This is a genomic window from Peribacillus saganii (assembly GCF_003429095.1).
Taxonomy (GTDB): domain Bacteria; phylum Bacillota; class Bacilli; order Bacillales; family DSM-1321; genus Peribacillus; species Peribacillus saganii.
This window is the reverse complement of record NZ_QVTE01000035.1, coordinates 15,916-40,274: the sequence shown is the minus strand read 5'-3', so window position 1 is coordinate 40,274 and position 24,359 is coordinate 15,916. Positions and strand designations below refer to the sequence as shown.

At 40.8% G+C, this 24,359-nt stretch carries 19 protein-coding genes and 1 pseudogene; 3 read left to right on the top strand and 17 right to left on the bottom strand.

Features of this window, described 5'->3' with window-relative positions; all coding sequences use genetic code 11:
- Positions 1-9 precede the first annotated feature (9 nt).
- The 4 genes from D0469_RS12730 to D0469_RS12715 all read right to left on the bottom strand — a co-directional run bounded on the left by D0469_RS12730 (position 10) and on the right by D0469_RS12715 (position 6,164).
- Positions 10-1,971: a TRAP transporter permease gene (locus D0469_RS12730; RefSeq protein WP_117327119.1), complete on the bottom strand. Its 1,962-nt coding sequence runs from the start codon at positions 1,969-1,971 to the stop codon at positions 10-12.
- A gap of 25 nt (positions 1,972-1,996) precedes the next feature.
- Positions 1,997-3,013 carry a TAXI family TRAP transporter solute-binding subunit gene (locus D0469_RS12725; protein ID WP_117327118.1) on the bottom strand — a complete coding sequence of 339 codons (1,017 nt, stop codon included), beginning with the start codon at positions 3,011-3,013 and terminating at the stop codon, positions 1,997-1,999.
- A gap of 334 nt (positions 3,014-3,347) precedes the next feature.
- Positions 3,348-4,658: an APC family permease gene (locus D0469_RS12720; RefSeq protein WP_117327117.1), complete on the bottom strand. Its 1,311-nt coding sequence runs from the start codon at positions 4,656-4,658 to the stop codon at positions 3,348-3,350.
- Positions 4,659-4,781: 123 nt separating this feature from the next.
- Entirely contained in the window at positions 4,782-6,164 is a 1,383-nt protein-coding gene (locus tag D0469_RS12715) for an amino acid permease (protein WP_117327116.1), read from the bottom strand.
- 662 nt (positions 6,165-6,826) lie between these two features.
- Here D0469_RS12715 and D0469_RS12710 point away from each other — a divergent pair.
- Positions 6,827-7,873: a TRAP transporter substrate-binding protein gene (locus tag D0469_RS12710; protein WP_117327115.1), complete on the top strand. Its 1,047-nt coding sequence runs from the start codon at positions 6,827-6,829 to the stop codon at positions 7,871-7,873.
- 38 nt (positions 7,874-7,911) lie between these two features.
- On the top strand, positions 7,912-9,345 hold the full coding sequence (locus D0469_RS12705) for an amidase (protein ID WP_117327114.1): 1,434 nt from the start codon (positions 7,912-7,914) through the stop codon (positions 9,343-9,345).
- Between the two features lie 92 nt (positions 9,346-9,437).
- On the opposite strand, the gene crcB (D0469_RS12700) is transcribed toward D0469_RS12705, so the two are convergent.
- From crcB (D0469_RS12700) to D0469_RS12640, 13 genes and pseudogenes are all read right to left on the bottom strand, one after another.
- Positions 9,438-9,806 carry a fluoride efflux transporter CrcB gene (gene crcB / locus D0469_RS12700; RefSeq protein WP_117327113.1) on the bottom strand — a complete coding sequence of 123 codons (369 nt, stop codon included), beginning with the start codon at positions 9,804-9,806 and terminating at the stop codon, positions 9,438-9,440.
- Positions 9,803-10,180 (bottom strand): fluoride efflux transporter CrcB, encoded by a 378-nt coding sequence (gene crcB, locus D0469_RS12695; RefSeq protein ID WP_117327112.1) that lies wholly within the window; start codon positions 10,178-10,180, stop codon positions 9,803-9,805. The genes crcB (D0469_RS12700) and crcB (D0469_RS12695) overlap by 4 nt, the downstream gene beginning before the upstream one ends.
- Before the next feature lie 278 nt (positions 10,181-10,458).
- Positions 10,459-11,472 (bottom strand): agmatinase family protein, encoded by a 1,014-nt coding sequence (locus D0469_RS12690; RefSeq protein ID WP_233523047.1) that lies wholly within the window; start codon positions 11,470-11,472, stop codon positions 10,459-10,461.
- Positions 11,445-12,743 (bottom strand): imidazolonepropionase, encoded by a 1,299-nt coding sequence (gene hutI / locus D0469_RS12685; RefSeq protein WP_117327164.1) that lies wholly within the window; start codon positions 12,741-12,743, stop codon positions 11,445-11,447. The genes D0469_RS12690 and hutI overlap by 28 nt, the downstream gene beginning before the upstream one ends.
- 151 nt (positions 12,744-12,894) lie before the next feature.
- Positions 12,895-14,565 carry a urocanate hydratase gene (gene hutU, locus D0469_RS12680; RefSeq protein WP_117327111.1) on the bottom strand — a complete coding sequence of 557 codons (1,671 nt, stop codon included), beginning with the start codon at positions 14,563-14,565 and terminating at the stop codon, positions 12,895-12,897.
- A 431-nt stretch (positions 14,566-14,996) separates the two neighbouring features.
- Positions 14,997-16,487, bottom strand: a complete 1,491-nt coding sequence (locus tag D0469_RS12675; RefSeq protein ID WP_117327110.1) for a helix-turn-helix domain-containing protein — start codon at positions 16,485-16,487, stop codon at positions 14,997-14,999.
- Between the two features lie 138 nt (positions 16,488-16,625).
- Positions 16,626-17,108: an STAS domain-containing protein gene (locus D0469_RS12670; RefSeq protein WP_117327109.1), complete on the bottom strand. Its 483-nt coding sequence runs from the start codon at positions 17,106-17,108 to the stop codon at positions 16,626-16,628.
- Between the two features lie 190 nt (positions 17,109-17,298).
- Positions 17,299-17,805, bottom strand: coding sequence for a YehS family protein (locus tag D0469_RS12665; protein WP_117327108.1), 507 nt, complete (start codon positions 17,803-17,805; stop codon positions 17,299-17,301).
- Between the two features lie 98 nt (positions 17,806-17,903).
- Entirely contained in the window at positions 17,904-19,283 is a 1,380-nt protein-coding gene (rlmD, locus tag D0469_RS12660; RefSeq protein ID WP_117327107.1) for a 23S rRNA (uracil(1939)-C(5))-methyltransferase RlmD, read from the bottom strand.
- Positions 19,280-19,508: pseudogene (locus D0469_RS21680) on the bottom strand (hypothetical protein); the annotation flags it as partial. The pseudogene D0469_RS21680 and the gene rlmD, both read right to left, overlap by 4 nt.
- 167 nt (positions 19,509-19,675) lie before the next feature.
- Positions 19,676-20,473 (bottom strand): delta-lactam-biosynthetic de-N-acetylase, encoded by a 798-nt coding sequence (pdaA, locus tag D0469_RS12650; RefSeq protein WP_117327106.1) that lies wholly within the window; start codon positions 20,471-20,473, stop codon positions 19,676-19,678.
- 194 nt (positions 20,474-20,667) lie between these two features.
- Positions 20,668-22,230, bottom strand: coding sequence for a fumarate hydratase (locus D0469_RS12645; RefSeq protein ID WP_117327105.1), 1,563 nt, complete (start codon positions 22,228-22,230; stop codon positions 20,668-20,670).
- A gap of 552 nt (positions 22,231-22,782) precedes the next feature.
- Complete coding sequence (locus tag D0469_RS12640) at positions 22,783-22,971, bottom strand: SE1561 family protein (RefSeq protein ID WP_117327104.1); 189 nt, start codon at positions 22,969-22,971, stop codon at positions 22,783-22,785.
- Between the two features lie 209 nt (positions 22,972-23,180).
- Here D0469_RS12640 and yfkAB point away from each other — a divergent pair, with 209 nt between their 5' ends.
- A complete protein-coding gene (yfkAB, locus tag D0469_RS12635; protein ID WP_117327103.1) occupies positions 23,181-24,305 on the top strand; it encodes a radical SAM/CxCxxxxC motif protein YfkAB in 1,125 nt (374 codons plus the stop codon).
- The last annotated feature ends 54 nt before the right edge of the window (positions 24,306-24,359 follow it).

Below are 24,359 nucleotides of genomic sequence, written 5' to 3'. Positions count from 1 at the left end.
CCTCCTAAACTACGACATATTTGCCTCCATGCTCACCGCACTTTTTCTATATCTTGTAATGTGAAGCCCAAGGAATAGCACTACGATGGATATTCCTATTATATCTGTGAGCAAGCCTGGTTTTATTAAGCACATGGCCCCAATGAAGAATGCCGCCCTTTCCAGTATTGTTAATTTTTGAGAGTAGAAGTTGCTAAGGGCAATTGCCAGGGCAAAGATACCAATAAAAGTAGAGACAAGTAATGTGATAATAGATACTGCTGAAATCGCTTCACCGGCTCCTTCAGGCTGCAATAAAATTAAGGGATTATAAGCAATCATAAACGGAATAATGAATCCTGGCAATGAGATTCGAAGTGCTTCCCATGATGTTTTCATTGCATCCGAGCCCGCCAATCCTGCCGCTGTATAAGAGGCTAGAGCAACCGGTGGAGTAATGTTTGATAACACTCCAAACCAGAAAACAAAGAAGTGTGCCGCAAGCGGATTCACTCCCGCTTCAATTAACGCTGGAGCTGCTGTAACCGCAACCACGATGTAAAGCGCTGTTGATGGAAGCCCCATGCTGAGCACGATGCAAGTCAGCATTACAACAATCAGAATTAGCCATAAAGCCCCGCCCGTCATGGATACGATGTTAAACGCGAGTGTTGAGCCAATACCTGTCATCGTTACAACTGCGATAATAATCCCTATGGAAGCACAGGCAATCCCGACTTGAATTGTTCCTTTTGCAGCATCAGCTAATGCAAAGAATGCTTTTTTAGGTGTCACTCTATTTTCTTTATCCTTTGTAAGCCAGCTTGTTACAATGACAGCTCCAATTCCAAAGAATCCCGCGAATAGTGGTGTTTTGCCCATTAAGAGGGTAGAAATAACGACTACAATCGGCAAAAGCAGAATCCCGCGTTCTTTTAGAACCGTTAACGCATGAGGGATATTTTCCTTGCTAATCCCTTTTAACCCATGTTTTTTTGCTTCAAGGTCAATTGCAATGATCAATGCACCATAGTACATCAGACTCGGAATGATAGCTGCTAATACGATTGTGGTGTAGGATACACCCAAAAATCCTGCCATGATAAATGCTGCAGCTCCCATTATAGGAGGCATGATCATTCCGCCTGTTGATGCAGCTGCCTCAACAGCACCTGCAAATTGCGGCTTAAGGCCGATTGACTTCATTAATGGAATCGTAAAAGTTCCTGTTGTGGCAACATTCGCAACGGCACTTCCGCTTAACGAACCTGTTAAGGCACTGGAGATGACTGCTACTTGCGCAGGCCCTCCTCTTTTGCGTCCAGCCAAAGCTAATGCTAAATCATTAAACAGCTGGGAGGCCCCGCTCACATTCAGGAACGCTCCAAATAAAATAAAAATAACGATAAATGTGGAAGCCGTCGAAAGCGTAATCCCCAAGATTCCCTCAGTTGTCATATAGAGGCGATACAGCAATCGTTCTAACGAGAAACCGGCATGGCCGAAAACTCCGAGAAAGAATGGGCCAAATAAGGCATAGACTATCGCACCGATCGACAGTAAGGGAATGAAAGCTCCAATACATCTTCTGGCCGCTTCCAATAAAACAACAATGGTAATTCCCGCAAAAATATAATCGGTTGTGATTGGCTGGGATCCTCTGACAACATGAATATTTGTATAGTTGAAGAATAAATACCCTAGCCCTGCAAGCGTCAGAATTGCAAATAAAATGTCCACAACTGTAAATCTTTGATTATTGCTTTTGGCTGTGGATGGATATAAGAAAAAAGTCAAAATAAGGATGAACGCTAAAAAGATTAAATTCCGATAAATTTCCTGTGTTGTGGAAAGAGCATTCGTATAGATTGCAAACAGAGAGAAGGCAACAGAAAGAACAGCTGCGATTGTTTTATAGTGTCCTTGTAGAGCGCGTATTCCCCCGCCAGCTTCTTTATCTAGAGATACAGGGGTTTCTTGTGTCGGTTTCAATCAAATTCCTCCTTTTTTCCTGTCATTATTTTGCTTCCGGAGGGATTAGTTCCTCAGGGACATCCACTCCAGCCTCCGTGAAGTATTTATAAGCGCCAATATGTAATGGAACAGATATCCCATCCAAAGCCGTTTCCAACGTCATATTTTTTGCGGAACTATGCACCGCGTACATTTCATCTAAGTTTTCATAAAGTGTTTTTGTTAAAAGATAGACAGTTTTTTCATCTAATTGCTTTGATACGGCCAGAAGATTTGGCTGTGCAATCGTCTGAATGTCTTTGTCCACTTTCGGATATGTCCCGGCTGGAATCGTAAAGCGGTACCAAGAATTAGATTCTTGATTAATTGTGTTCAATTGTTCATCTGTCACTTCCAGCACTGAAGCCTTTACACCGCTGGCATACATATCCGTAATAGCTGAAGTAGGAATTCCCGCAGGCAGTGAGCCGCCATCCAGGCGACCATCGCGCATGGCCGAAATCGTATCATCATATCCTAAATACTCAGGCCGGATATCTTTTTTGGTTAAGTCGAGTCCCTGCATCATAACGACCGTCGATTGTTCCGTGCCGCTGGCCTGTGGTCCTACTGAAAATCGATTTCCTTCAATATCTTCGATGGTGCCTGTATTAATCTTGTTATTCATAAGCACAAAATGTTCTACATTGGGCCATAGCATAGAAATTGTACGCAAATCCTTATACCGATTTTCCTCAAAGTTTCTTACTCCTGTATAAGCATCAGTGGCAATCAGACCTTGAAGGATCGCCAACTGGGCCTCACCTTTACGTAAAAGGTCAATATTTTCAATCGAGCCAGCCGAGGATTGTCCGCTTGCCCGAATGCCTTCTTCCTTTAGATGGGTGCTCCAGATGTTGGCCATGCCGACACCGATCGGATAGTAAGTCCCTCCGGTAGATGCAGTTGCAACTGAAACAAACTGCTTGTCCTTATTGATGGCAGCCGCCCGGAAACCAACAACCATTGTGAGCAATAAACCAATAACAGTAAAGATGACTTTCGTTTTCTTGGTGATCATTTTTCCACTTCCTTCCTCCTAAGTGATGTAAGCGCTGTCTTTAAGTTGTATTACAAGTATACAATAATACAATTTAAAATCAAATGAATTTTCTAAAAAAATAAAAAATGTAACTTCTTGTAACTTTTTGTCAGAAGAAGAACGGATTAGTTCATCCTCACAATGACTGCTTTGTTTCCTGCGGTGAATCTGCGAAACACTCTTGTCCTGCAGCAGTACAGTTCTGATCCGTTTCTGATATGTTTATAACAATTGCATCTGGAACCTTTGGTAATTCAAAATTTTACTTGTATAACAAAAAGACTGACTCAAAAGAGCCAGCCTAAGAGTGCTATTATTTAAGAGATTTCCTTGTAAGCAGCCAATAGACAGGAAAGCCTGCGACCGCTATTCCCAATGAGAATAATGAATCAAGCGGACTATCAATGATAGTATTTACAAGGATATATACGGAACCAATTATCGCTACAATCGGAGTTAGCGGATATAAGGGAACCTTATAGGTTTTGGCATCAGGATTCCGTTTGCGCAAAATAAATACAGCGAAAAAGGCTAATCCATAAAACAAGAAAACTGAAAAAACTGCTATATTTGTGAGCTTATCGGGATCTGTTAAAACCATCATGACAATCGCAATCGCAAGCTGTAAAATGGTTGCATTTGCAGGTGTTTTAAACTTAGGATGCACTTTCGCAAATGTATTCGCTCCCGGTAACAGCCCGTCTTCAGCCATAGCAAATGATATCCGCGGAAAAGTAAGGACTTTACCATTCAGGCATCCGAAAATAGAAATCATAATACCAATGGCTATTAATTTCGCCCCAAAATCTCCAAAAAGTATTGATGCTGCTTCACTAGCAGCGTTAGGCCCCAATTCCACAATCTTATCGGCAGGAAGTACATGTAGGATAGCCACATTTACCGACAGGTAAGCAGCCATAACAATTAAAATACCGGTAATGATTGCTCTCGGCAATGTTTTAGCGGGGTTCTTCATTTCACCGGCCATAAAGCCGACATTCATCCATCCGTCATAGGCCCAAAGTGTAGCAAGAACAGCAGCTCCCAAGCTGATGGACTGCTGTGAAGATCCGCTATCTATATTAAATACAGGCGTGTCCCCCATAGTAATACCAAATATCGCAATAGCAAATATCGGAATCAGCTTGGCAACAGTAGACACATTTTGTATGAGTCCGCCATAGCTAGTTCCTAAAATATTCAAACCTCCCAGCAGCACAACTGTTAATACTCCAATAATGGTAGTATAAGATTCTGAAAGATTAAAAAATCCAGCTACCAATACACCAAAGTATAAACCCAGTGCTCCCATAACGGCAGGACCATAAATTAAGGTCTGTACCCATCCGGATAAAAAGCCCCAAACCTTCCCATACACCTCTTCTAAATAAGCATAAAGCCCGCCTGTTTTTGGAATCTGTGTACTGACTTCAGCAATGGTTAAGCCGCTTGCCAGGGTAATGATTCCTCCAAGAAGCCAAGCAAAAAGCGCCATTGTGGAGTTTCCGCTGGCCTCTAGGACAATTCCGGGTTTCATGAAAATTCCAGAGCCAATAACAGTTCCAACTACTAGAGATGTTCCAACAAAAAAGCCAATGTTTTTTCTTAGCTGTTCGTTTCCCATGATGTCCTCCCTTGGCAATGAATAAAATCATCTACATTATAACACCAATATTATCTTAGTATAATATTCTATTTATTTGGACTAAAAAACCCCAAATTTTTGGGGTTCTTATAGTAACTTAATTTAATTTAGATTGCTATTTTTCTTTGAATAACCAAAATAAACTACCAAACCTGCACAAATCCAGATAACAAAAGCAATCCAGGTGATCGCAGGAAGGCTCGAAGCTAAATAAAGGCACAAAAATGCACTAATTGCAGGCAGTATCGGCACAAAAGGAACACGGAATGACGCCTTCAGATCTGGAAAATTCCTCCTAAGGACAATGATGGCAATTGAAATCAGAGTAAATGCTACAAGCGTCCCCATATTTACCAAGTGGGCAAGTGTTGTCAGATCAACAAATCCGGCAATCCCTGCAGCAATGAATCCTGTTAGCCACGTATTGGAAAATGGTGTTTTATACACCTGGTGTACCACAGAGAGTTTTTTAGGCAGAAGCCCATCTCGGCTCATCGCGAAAGACAATCGCACCTGAGCATAGATAAGCGCAAGCAGGACAGTCGTTATCCCAGCTACCGCTCCAACGGATATAATCCCAGCCATGCCGTTTTGGCCTACCATTTTTAACGCGAAAGATACAGGATCAGCAACATTCAGCTTTTCGTAAGAAACCATCCCTGTAAGAATACCGGAAACGGCAATATATAAAACTGTACAGATTAATAGAGAAGAAATGATTCCAATCGGCATGTTTCTCTTTGGATTCTTTACTTCTTCAGAAGCAGTGGCAATTACATCAAAACCAATGTATGCAAAGAAAACGGTCGCCGCACTTGTAATAATACCTTCAAAGCCAAATGGAGCAAATGGAGTCCAATTTTCCGGTTGCACATAGCCAATTCCGGCAGCGATAAATGCGAGAATAACCGCCAGCTTAAGGAATACCATTACATTATTGAAAGAGATGCTCTCTTTTACACCCCTGCTCACCAGTGCAGTTATCAATAATATGATCAGCACCGCTGGTAGATCAATAAGGCCGCCCTTTTCCATTCCAGGTGCAGAGCCCAGGCTGGCAGGGACATGAAAGCCAAATCCTGAAATCAGGGACTGGAAGTAAGCCGACCAACCGGTGGCTACAGCTGATATGGCAAGCACATATTCCAGCATTAAATCCCATCCTATTAAAAAAGCGGCAAGTTCACCAAGGGTAGCATAGCTATATGTGTATACGCTGCCTGAGACGGGTACCGCTGATGAAAATTCCGCATAGCAAAACGCTGCAAGAGCGCAGGCAATCCCTGCAATGATAAATGAGAGTGTAATCGCAGGACCGCCGCTTGTAGCAGCGACTACACCCGTAATAACAAAAATCCCCGTTCCGATTACACAGCCGACTCCAAGGAATATTAAGTCCCACAGTCCCATTGAACGGCTAAGCTCTTTGTTGTGGCTGGCAGCCACTAAGTCACTGATCGGCTTTTTCCGAAACAATTTATTCATACTAAATCCCCCTAAAAATTCGAAACAAAAAGAACTATCGAAAAATAGCACATAACTTGCAGTATATTGTCGTATTTTGTCGATGTCAACCCTCTATGCCCTTTAAAAATGTCTTTTGAGGAAGAAGATTGGAAAGCTGCATAACATAGATTCCCAACGCAGGCAGCACAAAGTGGATTTCAATCATCAGTTCATTAGTAATTTTATTTTCTATAGTAAATAAAATTACTAGAAATTGTCGAAGAAAATTGTTTGAAATTTCAAATAATTATCTCTACTATGAAGATATCTTGTGTCCAAAGATGACATAAAAAAATGGTCTTCTCTTAATCATCTGTAAGTTTCTCTTATGCACGCACAGGGAAATTCCTGCCGGCAAGGTCTGTTTAAAATGTCGACTTTTCCCTGAAAAACATATTTTTCCAACTTCTGAAACCTATGTCCTTTCTTCGCAATAAATACTGAAAAAGTCTTCTCACTGGCACTTTCTTTTTCATTAATTCCAAAAATCCTGTAGAGATAATAATTGATAAATACTCACTTTCAAAAACCCTAAAACTTTTTTAAAGGGGGTGGTATAAGTTTGTACATAGTTTTTATATATATTTTTATAGTTTTCTGAATGTTAAATGCTTTAAAAACTTTTTAAGGAGTGGACCATTATGGGATTATTCAAAAAAAATTTTTTCACAATCTTTTTAATCGCTCTTCTTTTATCAATGACAGCATGCGGCAGTAAATCTTCCGAGAATACAGCAAGCAGCAGTTCCAGCGGCAGCAATGATATCCAGGAATTGACGATTAAGCTGGCACATGAAGTAGCCGAAAATACTTCTCAGCACACAGGATCAATGGCATTTAAAGAATATATTGAAAAAGCATCTGAAGGGAAAATTAAAGTTCAAGTCTATCCGAATGGACAGCTATTCGGAGACAAAGATGTTCATCAGCAGTTAATAGCCAATAATATTCAATTTACTCAGATAGATATGGCTAAACTTGTTGGGAACGACCCCCGCTTTAATATTCCTTCATTACCGTTTTTATTCAAGGGCGATGATGAGGCGATAAAATTTTGGGATAGTGATAAGGGTATGGAAATTATTCAGAGCTTAGAAAAGGATGGCATGTATGGCCTTGCTATGTGGCCGAATGGACCGAAACACCTTACAAACGATAAAAGACCTATTAAGAGCCCGAAAGATTTAAAAGGATTAAAATTCCGTACTCAAGGCGGACAAGTACTGGAAAAATTATTTTCTGCGGCTGAAGCAGGCTCAGTTTCAATGCCCTTCACTGAGCTGTACACTGCACTTCAGCAAGGAACAGTCGACGGCCAAACGAATACCTTTGTAAATATTGAATCAAAAAACTTTGACGAGGTTCAAAAATACTTAACCGTTTCTGGAGAAGCTCGCGTAGACTTGGTATTTTTTGCGAATAAAAAGTTTATGGATGATTTAAATGAACCTACACGCAAAATCATTGACGAAGGTATTAAAGCTGGGACTGAGAAAGCACGTCAGGCTTCAAAAGATATGAACATCGAAGCTCGTAAAAAATTGGAGGAAAGAGGAGAAATAGAAATATATGAACTTTCCAATGAAGAAAAAGAAGAATTCCGTAAGGTTTGGTCTCCTATTTATGATGAATTTACCCCGATAATCGGCGAAGAATATATCGAAGCAGCAAAACAAACAAACCAATAATGATAGATGGCAGGAAATGTGGAAAGGTGCGATAAGAAGTGAAAACGACGCAAAAAGAATTATTAACCTTTAGCATAGCAAGATTATCAGAATTAATTAAAAAGAAGAAAATATCGCCGACGGAAGTTGCCATACAGCTCTTAAAACGTATAAATGAAATCGATCCTAAAATTAATTCATTTATCACAATTGATAAAGAAGAAGTATTAGAACAGGCAAAAAGAGCAGATCAAGAAATTGAAAACGGCAATTATAAAGGCCCTCTTCACGGTGTACCTATTGGATTAAAAGACTTAATATACACTCAATCTCTTAAAACGACTATGGGCTCAGAAATTTATCAAAACTATGTACCTGATTATAATGCCACAGTAGTTGAAAAGCTGAAGGAAGCTGGGGCCATAATAGTTGGAAAATTAAACACACATCAGTTTGCTTATGGACCGACCGGAGATCGCTCCTTTTTTGGCCCGGTTCGAAATCCCCACAATACGCAAAAGATGACAGGAGGTTCCAGCAGCGGATCTGCAGCTGCTGTATCTGCTTGTCTCGCCTATGGCTCACTAGGTACAGACACAGGCGCATCGATAAGAGTTCCTGCTTCTTTTTGCGGAATTGTCGGAATGAAACCAACGTATGGGCTCGTAAGTAAACATGGAGTCTTCCCGCTTTCCATGACGCTTGATCATGTCGGCCCATTAACCAGAACAGTCACAGATAATGCAATTCTGTTAAATGTGATTGCTGGCTTCGATCAAAACGATCCGAATTCTATTCAAAAGGAGAGCCAGGATTTTTCCAGAGACATTGGAAAAGGTATTGAAGGCATGAAAATTGGAATACCAACCTCCTTTTATTTTGATGATATAGACGAAGAGGTTAGGCATGCAGTTGAAAAGGCGATTGAAGTAATGCGAGAATTGGGTGCAGTTATTCAATCTATTAATTTGCCTAATATAGAAAAAATATCGGAGTCCCATAAAGTGATTCTAAAAAGTGAAGCATATGCTGTTCATGAACAGCACTTAAAAGATTATCCAGATAATTGGGATGATGAAGTAAAGGAACGTTTATTAACAGCTCTTGATACAAAAGGGTATGAGTACGTTCAGGCACTGCAAATTCGTAAACTCGCTAAAAATGAGTTTAATCACGTGCTGGAAGATGTAGACGTGATTCTTACGCCAACATTGCCGATTTTGCCTCCTAAGATTAATGAACGCCATGTTAATATCGAAAAATATATAGGTCAGCATATTCGCTGGTCAATCACAAAATTAACAGCCCCTACCAATCTTAACGGTTTACCAAGCTTATCAGTACCGTGCGGCTTTTCCGCTGATGATATGCCAATTGGCATCCAGCTGATTGGCCGGGAATTTGATGAAGCCACACTATATCGTTTTGGTTATGCTTTGGAGCAAAAACTTGCCATTAATACAGCAAAATATGCAATAAACGAACGGAGTTAAACTTTGCTGCCCTCTATGTTTGCTATGTAGAGGGCTTATTTTTATTATGTTAGAATTCCAAAATTTGAAATCCATTAACGCACCTACATGTCTCAAAACAAGTACTTTCCGATCTCCGATCCAATTAAAGCTAGCAGTATCCCGCCACCGTAACTAATTAAATTATAAATAAAAAATTCTTTTTTTCTTTTATTTAAATAAAGTTGTACTCCTTCTAATTTAAACGTTGAGAATGTGGTAAAGGCTCCCATAAAACCTGTCCCCAAGAAAAGTATGGAGTTATTATTTAATCCGCTGCTTATTAACAATCCCAGTAAAAATGATCCAAGTAAGTTTATGGTTGCCGTTGCGATTGGTATACGAAAAGTGAACTTTTTATTGATGAACCGGCTAAATGAAAAACGTGCTATCGCTCCCAAGAAACCTCCAATACCAACTACCCATAATTCAAAAAATGTCATAAGCTTTTTTCCTCTTTTCCCACAATAAACCCTAAACGGCTCATAATTAATCCCCCAGACAAACTAACCATGACATATAAAACACCTAATTGCGGATCACTACTTTTTAACAAATGGACTGTCTCAACGCTCAAAGTTGAAAACGTAGTAAATGAACCGACAAATCCTGTAGCTATGGCAGTTTTAAAATGTGCAGGAAATGAAATTTTTTTAAAAACCACTGTAGTAAACCAACTCAAAAGAAAACATCCTAAGAGGTTAACAATCAGAGTAGAAATCGGAAAAACTGTACTTTTTTCAGAAAATACTATTCCTATGAAATTCCTTAATACAGCACCAATAAAACCAGCTAAACCTACCAAAACATAAACCATTTACTGTCTTTCCTCCTCAAAAACAAATGACCCCTGCCAGCATCGTTACCAGCAGGAGCCATTAGCCATAAACCATTAAGGGTGAACTTTCTTCATCACCTATTATTGCCATTATTATATTGAAATTTTCTATAAAAAGAAAGAATATTTATGAAACTTATCCTTTTTCGGGGTTAGCGGAAAACTGCTTCGGCTATTACTAAGCTTTTCATCCTGATCCCAGCAAATCAACATTAATCCAGTGGAATGAGCATAAATCCACGTTCAAACAGTTGCTGTCAGGATATCACAGTGAAGTGTAATCGCTGCTTCAGCCCTGTTAAAAAAGAAAGCATGCTATGGACAGCCGTTTTTGTGGTCATCTCTCCTCTGTCTTTGTATGGATCCAGACAAACGATGTCCATCGCTTTAACTTTTGTGCATTTACCAGTGTGATAAACAGCCTCAAACAATTCATCGCTCCGCATGCCGCCTGGAGTTGAAGCTGGCACACCCGGTCCGTAGCTACAATCGAGAACATCCATATCTAATGTGAAATAGATCGTATCGACTTTTTGACTTAGCTCCTCCAACACCTGATTAATTGTCGTTTCAATTCCGTTTTTACGGAATTCCCGCATCGTTATATAATTTAAACCGATTTCATCGGCATACATTTTTAATGAACGCGCATTGAAAAAACCGTGAAGCCCTAAATTATAGACATCCTCTCCTTTTATAACCCCACTTTCGATCAAATTACGGATTGGTGTGCCATTGGTAGGGCCATTATCCGATAAATTCCTCAAATCAAAATGAGTGTCGAGCTGAAGGATCCCAATTCGTTCACTGGAATGAACAGTTTGCATCCCCTTTACAAGCATTGCAGTAATCGAGTGATCTCCGCCCATAACGACTGGAACAACTTGCGGGTGAACGGTTCGTATACTGATCATTGCTTCTTTAATATTTCTGTGGCACACTTCAATATTTGTTACATGCTGACGCACATCTCCAAGGTCGACCACGTTTAAATCCGATAAATCTTCATCATGGTCCAAATTATATGTGGTAAAGTATTTCCAGGCTCTTCGTAAGGCATCTGGATTTTCACTGGCAGCCGACGCTGAAATGGATGAACGGGATAATGGAACACCAAGGATCGCCGCATGAAAGTGTGACCAATCAACTTTGTCTAAATTACGAGGGTCAAGGGTCTGAATCCACTCATTTACTTTCGGTTCTTCAATTGTCATACTTCTGTCCCAACTAAACGCTGGAGGCTTTAGCTGCGGGTACGGGTATTGTTGCAAACCAATCTCCCCCTATTAACAACTACTTCACCGTTTTTAATTACACTGTGTACATGATTTACGCCATAGCGATATTGAAGGTCCATATAATTATTCACATCAAAAATGGTCACATCGGCTTTTTTCCCTTTTTCAAGACTGCCAATTTCATTTGCCCTGTTAATCGCATGTGCGGCATTTATTGTGCAAGCTGTAAGGACTTCCGCGGGGGTCATTCCCATTCTCAAACAGCCAAGGTTCATGACAAGAGGCATGGAAACGGTCGGAGAAGATCCCGGATTACAATCGGTAGATAGTGCCACAGGTACACCGGCGTCAATCATTTTTCGTCCATTCGCAGATTCGGCCATCAAAAAGAAAGCTGTTCCTGGAAGAAGTACAGCAATAACTCCTTTCTCTGCCAATGCCTTTATTCCTTTATCGGACGCCTTTAAAAGATGTTCAGCAGAGATGGCTCCAATGGAGGCTGCCAGTTCAGCACCTTCAAATGGCTCAATTTCATCAGCGTGAACTTTTGGTGTTAGGCCGTGTTTTAATCCGGCTTCTAATATCCGTTTTGACTGCTCCGGTGTAAATACGCCCCGCTCACAAAATACATCATTAAATTCAGCAAGCTTTAATCGGGCCACTTCCGGAATCATCTCATTGATCACATAATCTACGAAATCGTCCGGGTTCTTTTTATATTCAGAAGGAACAGCATGGGCACCCATAAATGTACTAATGATATCGATTGGATGTTTTTCATCAAGCTTTCTTGCTACTTCCAGCTGTTTTATTTCATGTTCAAGAGAAAGACCGTATCCACTTTTTGCTTCGATTGTTGTAACGCCGTGCAGCAAGAATTGATCGAGGCGTTTTCTGCTTTCCTTAAAAAGCGTTTGATGGCTGGCCTCTCTTGTCGCTGAAGTGGTAGCATGGATACCTCCTCCATTATTCATGATTTCCATATACGTAGCACCCTGCAAACGCATGCCGAACTCTTTCTCACGGCTTCCGGCAAAAACTAGATGTGTATGCGGATCGACAAGACCAGGTGTAACAAGCTTTCCCGTCGCATCGAAAATATCCGCTTCTTGCAGACGGTTTATATAAAGTTCTGCCGCTTCTTCATCGCTGCCGACAAACTGGATAACACCATCTTCAATCCATATGCTGCCGTTTGCGAGAATTTGAATCTGATCCATTTCCTTTCCGGCAAGAGGCTTGCTGCTGCTTCCTTCAAGCGTAACAATCTGGTTTGCATTCCGGATAAATATTGGTTTTTTAATAATAGGTCTCTCCTTTTCGGTACATTCGGCTTGAACTGTAGTTGATAAAAGCAAGAAGATCAATGATTTGATTGGTTAACAGGGCATCTGTAATACACCTGTTGAAGCAATAACTTTAAACAGCCTTCTCCTTGCTTTTATTGTCTTCCTCTCAATCTTTCAGCATTGGGATTTGAATGCCATTGTCTTTTGCTGTTTGAATTGCGAGGCTATAGCCCGCATCGGCATGGCGAACAATCCCCATTCCAGGATCAGTTGTAAGCACGCGCTCCAGTCGTTTTTCAGCTTCCTTGGTACCATCCGCTACAATTACCATCCCAGCGTGAATCGAATAGCCCATACCGACACCACCTCCATGGTGCAGAGACACCCAGCTTGCTCCTCCAATGCTGTTAATAAGCGCGTTCAATATTGGCCAGTCTGCCACCGCATCACTTCCGTCCTTCATAGCTTCCGTTTCACGGTTTGGAGAAGCTACAGAGCCGGAGTCCAAGTGGTCACGTCCAATAACAATTGGCGCTTTAAGTTCACCGTTTGCAACCATGTCATTAATAATTTTCCCAAACCTTGCGCGCTCTCCGTAGCCAAGCCAGCAAATTCTGGCTGGCAGGCCTTGAAACTCTATCCGTTCTTGAGCCATTTTAATCCAGTTGCAAAGATGTTTATTGTAGCTAAATTCCCGCAAAATCACTTCATCTGTTTTTCTTATGTCTTCAGGATCGCCAGACAGCGCTGCCCAGCGAAACGGTCCTTTTCCCTCACAAAATTGCGGACGAATATACTCTGAAACAAAACCAGGGAAGTTAAAGGCATTTTCGACCCCTTCATCTTTGGCAATCTGACGGATATTATTGCCGTAGTCAAAGGTAATGGCTCCTTGTTCTTGCATCTTCAACATTGCACGCACATGCTCCGCAATGCTATTTTTTGATTTCACTTCATATACTTTCGGATCGATGTTACGGAGCTTATCAGCTTCCTCTATACTCATCCCAATGGGAATATAACCATTAATTGGATCATGCGAAGATGTTTGGTCTGTAAGTATGTCAGGAATAAATCCTTTCTCAATCATTGAGTTTAATACTTCCGGGGCATTGCCGAGAAGTCCGATTGAAATAGCCCTTTTATCGCGTTTTGCATCAAGGGCCATGTTGATCGCTTCAACCAGATCCACAGTCATGACATCAAGGTATTTCGTGTCCAAACGGCGCTGAATCCGGCTCTTGTCTACTTCAATGTTAATGCTGACACCCCCGTTTAAGGATACAGCGAGCGGCTGGGCGCCCCCCATCCCCCCAAGTCCGGCAGTCACTGTAACCGTTCCTGCCAATGAGCCGTTAAAATGCTTTCGTGCACATTCGGCAAATGTTTCATACGTTCCTTGGACTATTCCCTGGCTGCCTATATAAATCCAGCTTCCAGCAGTCATTTGCCCGTACATCATTAATCCCTTTTTATCTAATTCGTGAAAATGATCCCAGTTTGCCCATGCAGGCACTAAATTAGAATTTGCAATTAATACTCTAGGAGCGTCAGTATGTGTACGGAATACCGCAACCGGCTTCCCGGATTGAATGAGCATCGTCTCATCATTTTCTAAGTTTTTGAGAGTCTCAACAATAGCATCAAAACTCTCCCAGTTACGGGCCGCCTTGCCTAACCCACCGTACACGACAAGATCTTCCGGCCGTTCCGCAACATTAGGATCTAAGTTATTGTACAGCATCCGTAACGCCGCTTCCTGTATCCAACCCTTTGTGTGGAGATCGGTTCCATTATAGTTTTGAATAATCCTTTTTCCTTTTTGATTAACCGCCATAGTTACACCCGCTTTTAGATTTTTTGAATGTTAAACCCCATACAAACTGGAATACTTATTTCTCTATCTAAAGTGTAGAAAAGAAATGCAAATAAGAATAGATGACGTTTTTTCGAATTTTCGCACTTATTTTAGAATTAAATTTTTATAGAAAGCGTTCACAATAAAAAAAGCAAATAATTTTAGGTTTATGTTTTTTTTTTAGATTTCGAAAAGAATTTCTCTTTTTCTACCAAAGACTCTGTTAAAATTGCCTGTGGATTTCCGCCTAGTTATGGTTCGGGAGCCTCCTCAGCGCTTGCGGGGTCTCCCTTGAGCCGCTTTTCCCGAAGGAGTCCGCGCCTTCCACTCCATTCAACAAAGTGTCAAAAACAATGAGCTTTCACATAGCCTTACCAAAAAAAATAGATGTGCGCTAACACATCAACAATTTAACCCTTATGATTACGGTAAGATCGAGGGGTGATTCCCATTTTCCCCTTAAACACCTTGCTAAAATAATTGGCATTAATAAAACCTGTTTTTTCAGCTATTTCCTGTACCGATATTTTTGTATCAAGCAGGAGCCGCTGTGCCTCTTTGATACGGATAGCTGTTAATAGCTGGCGAAATGAACTTCCCTGTCTTTTTGTCACAAGTGAGCTAAAATATGCCGGACTCCGGCCAACATGGCTCGCGACATCCTCGAGCCTTAAGTCGGGATTGTGATAATGTCCTTCAATGTAAAGGATCGCCTGCTCAATAATGTCTTTGCGGGAAACATCTTTATGCCTTTTTGCCTGTTCAAAGACTTCGAACAAATACAGTAAAAACTCTTGGACAATTCGGTAGAGAATTGGATTATATAAGATCGTTTCAAATACTTGATGATATCGGACTTCAATTGTCCCTTCATCAAGATTATGGGATTTCATAAACCGGCGCACTTGTGCTAATATGCTCGTCAATCGTGTACGCAGCAAACCCGGCTCTGGATATGGTTCTGTCAAGTTTAAGAATTCCTGGTACATCCAATGCTTTAGTTTATCCCTATCAGCATCATTCAACATATTAATCCATTCCCTTTGTTCAGAAGGCGTTAAAAAGGGGTCGATTATTACCCAATTGACCTTTTCTTCAATAACCGAAAGCTGCCGATATCCTTTAAAAAAGCGAATTTCTAATGCCTGCCTTGCATGGAGGTATTTTTCATTAAGCGAAAGGGATGGGTTATTTGTATCATATAAAACGAGAGACAGCGGTTCGGAATACCGTTCTTCCCACTCTGTTAAAATTCGGTTTCCAATATGCTTTAAATGCTTCAGGGGGTACCTTAAGTCAAATATAAAAACACAAACAATCATATTGCTTAACGGCAGCAAAACAGGCGGGTTATGGAAAGGATACTCCTGCAGGAAAGAAAGGAGAAGCGTTTGTTTTTTTGGATTTTCCAGCTGCATAAGTAGAAGCCGGCTGTGGGTGCTGGCGGTTTCATGAGGCAGAAATAATGATCGGTAGGAGACCGCGCTTTGTGTATTCAATATATTATCCGGGTAATGTTTCTCTTTGGTTTTAATAAGGCTCTTATAGCACTTGTTTAATACTTGCTTCATGTAGTCAGGTGATTTATGTTTTACCCAGAGGTCATAAGCATGGAGTTCAATTCCCTGAATCGCTCTTTCAAAAGTTGCTTCTGCTGTCATTACAATCACCTTTTGAATGTAACGTTTAGTCAATTCCCTAAAGTTATCCCACTGATCCTTTGGAATCATATCAATTTCAATACAAACGACATCCGGAATCTCCGTTTCCATAATTTGAAAAAGAGCAGCAACCGACCCCGCAAGCAAAACTTTATCAAATGGAATAGCATACGAAGAAACAAGCCAAGAAATTCCTGCACGTTCATTATGATCCCTATCCGCAATTAATAGCTTTGTCACGCCAATGCTCCTTTCGAGTTTTGTTTTCTCAACCGGTATCTTCAACAGATAGCTAAGTCATCAATTCCTTTAAAAAGAAAAAACCCGCGTTTATTTTTCCGTGGGTTTTGAGATAAAATTTTTCTAGCAGTTTCATGATTAAGTAACTTTTGTAAACGCCAGCCCCTTCTCCTTCATTAAAAATTGAAGAGCAGTTTTAAAGGATGAGAATGCATTCAATTCTTTTACAAAAGGTAATTCGGACCTGACCAGCTCCTGGGCAAAAAGAGGAGTAAAGCCAACAATAAGAACTTGAATACCCATTAACTTTAAAGATGAAGTTAAACTCTCAATGTACCTTACAAGAATGACCAGGTTTTCAACCTCTTTAAGGGTAATAGCAGAAAAATCAAGAATAACAGAGTCTATATTTACGTTATTTACATAATTTAATATCTTTGGAATAACTAAATCAAACCGGCTTACAGAAACTTCGCCTGAAACTGGTATTAAAATTGTGTCTGGTATTATGGAAGGTATTATCGGAACCGAAACATTTTGAACTAAAGTTTCTAATTCATTTACTTGCTGAGTTAATTCCTTAATTTTTTCTTGCAGTAATTCTTCCTCGTTTTTATCCATATAAACCTCACTCATATGACATATACCGTAAGTATATACCCTTTTTTATAACTAGTGTACAGTTTATGGAAAAAACACTTTTTCTAAGCAACCTTAATAGGCAATGGATAATCGTGGTCAATCCACAGTCCATTGCCCGATAACATTTTATAACAGCTTAATTTCGTTATACATTCAACATTTCTGACTCTTATCCCCTATATTTTAGAGCTAATCCTTTTAAGAAATTCCTGGCGTATTTATCACCGCATTCTTTATAATTCTTATGGCCTTTTTTCCTTAATAAAGCACTTAGTTCTCCTTTTGTAATAACGACTCCTGCTTTTTCCAATATATCAATCATATCCTCACTCGTTAGTGCTAGTGCTATTTTCAATTTCTTTAGAACCATATTATTAATACTTTCATTACTCTTTAAAGGTAGTTCCTGGCTAATAGGCTGTTCTGGTTTTTGATCTTGTTTTCCTCTTTTAAAAATAATAAAGCCATTGAAAAATGACTCTAACATACTATTATTGCATTTTATATTTTCTGTAGTTTCGGCCCTCTCACCATCATTATCATTTGATTTTGTGAGTATCTGCAGCACTTCTGTTTTTGTTAATTCAATGCCCCCAAGTTTAAATATCTCTACCATATCTGTATTTTTTATATCTAGAGCATACCTCAATCTAATTAATATATCATTATTTTCCATATAGACCTCCTAAAGCATTGCCTTGTTCATTTCAATTCTTTTAAACCAAGATTTTAAGTCCGAGTATCCAGGACAGATATTCGGACTCGTCATACCTTCTATTTTTTTTCAAGCGAAACACAGCACTCAATATGGGAAGTCTGCGGGAACATATCAACAGGCTGAATATACTCCACTTTATACAGTTTGCTCAATGTCTGCAAATCCCTGGCCAGTGTGGATGGATTGCAGGATACATAAACAACTTTTTTTGGTTTTGCTTTAAGGATTGTCTGCAGCAGTCCGTCGTCACACCCTGTCCTTGGGGGGTCAATTACAATTACGTGCGGTTTCCAGCCTTCTTTTATCCATTTCGGTACAATCTGTTCTGCTTTACCTACTTCGTATGAAACGTTGCTGCGGTTATGGCGGGCAGCGTTTTTCCGTGCGTCAGTAATGGATTCCTTAATGATATCCATACCTCGGACTTCTTTTGCCTCACCAGATAGCCAAAGTCCAATTGTTCCAACACCGCAATAGGCGTCCACTACCTTTTCCTTTCCCGTTAGTGCGGCTGCCTTTTTTACCTCATCATACAGCTTTACTGTTTGTATAGGGTTCAGCTGGAAGAAAGTACGGGCAGACAGCTCGTACGACAGGTCGCCAAGCGTTTCATTAATTACCTGCTCTCCGGCTAGATGGACTGTTTTCTCACCAAATATCAATGATGTATGTTTGTCGTTTACATTTTGGACGAGTGATTTTACTTCTGGCAGCTGCTCTTTGATAGCCTGGATCAGTCTTTCTTTCTTAGGTAGCTCCTCTGTGCTTGTTACAATTACAACCTGAACCTCTCCTGTCTGGAAACCAACTCTGGTAATTACTGTCCGGACAACGCCCTTTTTCTTTTTCTCATTATAGATGGAAATGTTTAGATCCTTTAATATTTTCTTTATGGCTGTTGTTGCCCTGTTACTGGAGGCATGCTGGACAGCACAGTTCGGAATATCAATCAGGTTATGGGAATTAAGTCCGTATAAGCCGGCAATAACATTGCCTTCTCTAAGGCCCACTTGGAACTGGCTTTTATTGCGATAGTTCCAGGGATCCTTCATTCCGATTGTTTCTCTGATATCAAGAGAATCAATTGGAAAATTAGTATGGCGTTCCATGGATTGAATGACAATATCACGCTTTTCCACAAGCTGCCTGCTGTAACGTAAATGCTGAAGCTGGCATCCGCCACATTCCTCAAAAACCGGGCATGGCGGCGCGACACGATCGGGTGATTGCTTGCGGATATTTTTAATTTTTGCCTCAGTAAATTTAGGGTTTACTTTAGTTGCTAGGGCGACAATTTCTTCTCCTGGCAGTGCACCGGGAACAAAGACGACCTTTCTTTTAAAATAGCCTACGCCTTCTCCATTAATACCAAGGCGCTTTATGGTCAATGGGAAGCTTTGGTTTACTTCCAAAGACGCTTCTTGCTGTTTGTTCATTTTCTCTCACTCCATTTTTCAATGCTTCTCCATAAATGGAGGAAGCATAGCTTAAGAATGGTGACCATTTTTTGTATAGACTTCCATTTCTGTGATAGTTGGCTTCTGCGGTAGGCCATATAATTGTTTTAACGCGTTTTGGAGGCCGGTATCTGCCGTAGGAAATAAGTTTGGCCTGCCCAATCCGAATGTCGAGAACCAGGTCAAAGCTATAGTCCTTGGACCTTCAGTGTATCAGCCCACATCTTGCTCCTTCCTCCCTGCGCTTCCCGTATTATAGCATGTTTTTTTTGAAAGTCGCAGGTTATGACAACGGTGAGTTTGATAAAATGCAAACCTTGCCATTATATATTAATGGCCAAAAAACCCCGTCTTCCGACAAGGTTTTACATTTATTGGTTTACCTTATTGTTAGGTTTTTTAGAGTTCATTAGATCATCAATGCTTTTAAAATGATAGCCCTGTTTTTTTAAATCAACGATGATCGATTCCAAGGCTTCGGCATTATCCTTAGAGATAGTATGAAGAAGCAGAATGGCGCCTGGATGGATTTGTTTCATCACCTGATCATGAGCAAATTGCGGACCTCTTTGTCGGTCTACATACCAATCAACATATGCAAGAGACCAGAAGACATGGGTGTAGCCGAGCCTTTTAGCTACTGCCATAGTCCGTTCGCTGAAAATACCGCGGGGCGGACGCAAATAAGCCATATTCTTTTGCCCGGTCAGGCGTTCGGTTTCCTCCTTGATCAATGCTAATTCCTTCTCGATCTGTGCATCCGATATCTGGGTCATGTCAGGGTGAGACCAAGAATGATTCCCGATACTATGTCCTTCTTTAACCATCTGTTTGGTGATGTCTGAAGCACTATCAAGATAATGCCCTGTAACAAAAAATGTGGCGGGTACGTTATGTTTTTTTAGGACTGCTAAAATTTGTTTTGTGTATCCATTTTCATATCCATTATCAAATGTAAGGTAAATATCCTTTTTTGATGGATCGCCTTTGTAAACCGCTCCATGCTTCTCTAGTATCCGTTCGTAGAAAGATCCCGCATCTGCAGGCTGCCCATTGCTGCTTTTTTTAAACCCCCAATGAAGCGAGGCATTGGAAGGCTCTGCTGCTGTATGAACAGATATCATCATGCATATGATAATCGATAATGGAATAAGTAATAATTTCTTCATTATGTTCCTCCTGCATATTGTATTAACAATAGTTTGTGGCGGCAGAAGAAAAATATCCTATCCATTGATAGCAGTTTCTGGATAGAACGGACAAGGACAGTGGCGAGCATAAAAAAAACGGCAGGCCTTTTATAAGCGGCCTGCCAAATTGCTGCTTTCCTGAATTACTTAACTTTAAGGAGAAAGAACAGCAGTTATTTAAATACCGGCTCTTTGAAGGCGGCCAGCTTTTCTAATGAAGATTGTGCAACATCCTTATGAAGGCTGTTTCCATGAGAATCCATTGTTACAACTGCGGTAAATTTCTCAACCTTAAGATGCCACATGGCTTCTGGAATTCCAAACTCCATAAAATTGACACCTTCAACCGATTTGATGCAGTCTGCATAATATTGCGCAGCTCCACCGATAGCGTTGAGGTAAACACCACCATGTTCGGCAAGGGCAGCTAATGTTTTTGGACCCATTCCGCCTTTACCGATAACAGCTCGGATTCCAAACTTTTTCATGATATCGCCTTGATATGGCTCTTCACGGATACTTGTTGTCGGCCCGGCAGCTTTTACATGCCATTTGCCTTCCTGATCCTTCAGCATAACAGGACCACAGTGGTAGATGACTTGTCCGTTAAGATCGATAGGTGCGTCATTCTCCGATAGATGTTTATGGATTGCGTCCCGGCCTGTATACATCATACCGTTAATATGGACAACATCTCCAACCTTCAGGCTGCGGATTTGCTCTTCAGTAATAGGTGCCTCCAGTGTTACCTCACGGCTTGCAGCTTCTGTTGCCGCAGCTGTTTCAGCGACTGCCGTTTCCAGCTCTTTTTCTGCTGCAAAATCAATTTTTTCCCCATCCTGGTATTGCCATTCCATAATTTCACCAGTTTCAGGGTTTATGTTTACTCCTAATCTGCGGAATGCCCAGCAATTGTAAGCTACAGAAACAAAGAAGCTTGCAGGGATACGGTGCATGACGCCTATTTTACAGCCAAGCAAAGTTGTTTCGCCTCCAAATCCCATCGTTCCAATTCCCAATTTATTTGCGTTTTCCATAATATATTCTTCAAGTTTACGAAGATCTTCATTCGGATTCACATCTTCAGCGCTGCGGAACAGCTGCTCCTTTGCTAAATCATACCCTGATGAACGGTCTCCTCCAATTCCCACACCGATGAAACCGGCACTGCAGCCCTGTCCCTGTGCCTGGTACACGGAATGAAGGATACATTTGCGGATGCCATCAAGATCGCGTCCTGCCTTGCCAAGACCTTCAAGCTCACATGGCAAGCTATATTGAATATTTTTATTTTCACAGCCTCCGCCTTTTAATATTAAGCGGATATCAATATAATCTTTTTCCCACTGGTCAAATTTCATAACGGGCAGGCCAAGACCCAAGTTATCCCCGCTGTTTTTTCCTGTTAAAGAATCCACAGAGTTAGGACGCATTTTGCCGTCTGTTGTTGCCTGAACCATTGCCTTTTTAATTGCTTCCTTAATTTCAAGCTGGTTCACGCCTACTGGAGTTTTGATTTTGAAAGTTGGCAGCCCTGTATCCTGACAAATCGGTGAAACATTGTCGTCCGCCATAGAAATATTGTTGGTTATAGTCGCAAGGCTCATCGCCGCCCTGGTCCCGGCATTCTCTTTTTCCTTCGCAGACTTAATAGCTCTGCGGACATCCTTTGGCAGATTAGTCGACGTTTCTACAATCAGCTTATACATGCTTTCTTGCAGTTTTTCCATGTTCATCCCTTTTGGTTCCCCCTATTGAAATAAAATGACAGGTTTTATAATTTTTTAAATATAAAGTCAATCAACATGTTTCATTATACTCCTTGTGGTCTATTTGGAAAAGGGCTGATTGCAAACGATTACAGCAGGATTGGTATTTCTTCTAATCTTTACTTTTAGCCAATATAATTAATAAGAAAGCGCAAGCGCTCTGGTAGCCCCAACAAGCATAAGACAAGCAATGACAGAAAGCGTTTTTTGCCTTCTGAAGTGATTAGGCTTAATGACCAGAGTTGTGACGGCACTTGGTCACAACATTCGATCCGACTAAAAACTCCACGTCCTGCGGCGACGTCGGCTAGCACATCGTGTGTCTTCAGGGCTTGGAGCTGGAGCTAGATATCACAGAAAAGCGCAAACGCCCTTGTAGAGGAACATCGACGCCAGCACATACTCATAAAGCTGCCTCTTTGTTTCGTGCGATATCTTGCTGCCTTAGAGTTCCTTGTCCTGTGCGACGTCGGAAAGTTATACTTTCTTAAAAGTAAAAAAAGAGCCCTATCCGGACTCCTATTGATCTGGCCTTTTCTTAAATTGTTCTACTTTCATTTCCATTTCATCAATGATAGCTAATAAACGGTCAATATCCTCTAGTTCCGCTTCATCGGGATCAATACTATCAAGAACTTCTGCAAACATAGTCAGACGTTCCTTCAAATACTTCATTTGATCGTCTTTGTTATAAATCGCTTTACCCAATACATTCACCACTTTCACTGTAATCTAAATATTAATTTTAGGCAGTATCCTTTATACAACTTACTTTATGGTACCTAATACCCCAAAAAACTGCAATCTTCCAGGCTGGTGGATGCTCTTATTCAATTAAAAATCATGTTCACTTTTATTGACAACAGCGAGACAGTTTCCCATAATTATTGAGTGCTTAGCACAGAAGGAGTTTTTTGATGACCATTCAAAAAGTTAAACCAAAAATTATTTCTCCCGATTTTGATCCTTGGGAAGCATATATGGATATTGAAGAACATGGCGAGCTTACCCTGTCAAATGTGGAATTTACAACAACTACGCTTTGCAATATGCGCTGTGAGCATTGTGCAGTAGGATATACACTGCAGCCAAAGGACCCATCGGCATTGCCGATTGAACTAATTCTTAAGCGGCTGGACGAGGTCTCCCATCTAAAAACTTTAAGTATTACAGGCGGGGAACCAATGCTTTCCAACAAGCAGGTACAAAATTATGTATTGCCGCTGCTTAAATATGCGAATGGGCGAGGAGTCCGCACACAAATCAATTCTAACCTAACGCTTGACTTGGAACGATATAAAGAAATCATTCCTTATCTTGATGTACTGCATATTTCTCACAATTGGGGAACGGAGGATGATTTTATTGATGGCGGTTTTGCGATGATGGACCGTAAGCCAACTCGTGAACAAAGGAAGCAGCTCTTTACCAGGATGATAGAAAATTCACGTGCATTGTCTGAATCAGGCGTGCTGGTATCTGCAGAAACGATGCTTAATAAAAGAACCGTGCCGCATCTGGAACATATCCACCGGCAAATTGTTGAAGAAATGGGCTGCAAACGGCATGAAATTCATCCTATGTACCCAAGTGATTTCGCGTCAGGCCTGGAGACACTTTCGCTAGATGAAATTCGGGAAGCTATTACGTACTTACTTGAAATACGCGATCCTGATACGTGGATGCTCTTTGGCACGCTGCCTTTTTATCCATGCAGCAGCAACCTTAATGATAGAACACTTTTGCAGAAACTTTATTCTGCCAAAAATGTGACCGTCCGCAATGATCCTGACGGCAGGTCACGCTTGAATGTAAACATTTTTACCGGTGATGTTATAGTAACGGACTTTGGGGATGCCCCTTCGCTTGGAAATATTATTGATCACCCGCTTTCTCAATCTTATGAAACATGGATGAACTCAAGTCTTGCAGGGCAATTAAATTGCCATTGCCCTTCTGTAAAATGCCTTGGACCAAATGTTCTTGTCAAAAACGCGTATTATCCAGCAGTAAACTTCCGGGAAAACAAATCCTATCTCTAAAGTATTAGCCATAATGATTAATAGCAAAGCTTTACCATTAATAGGGAGTAATCA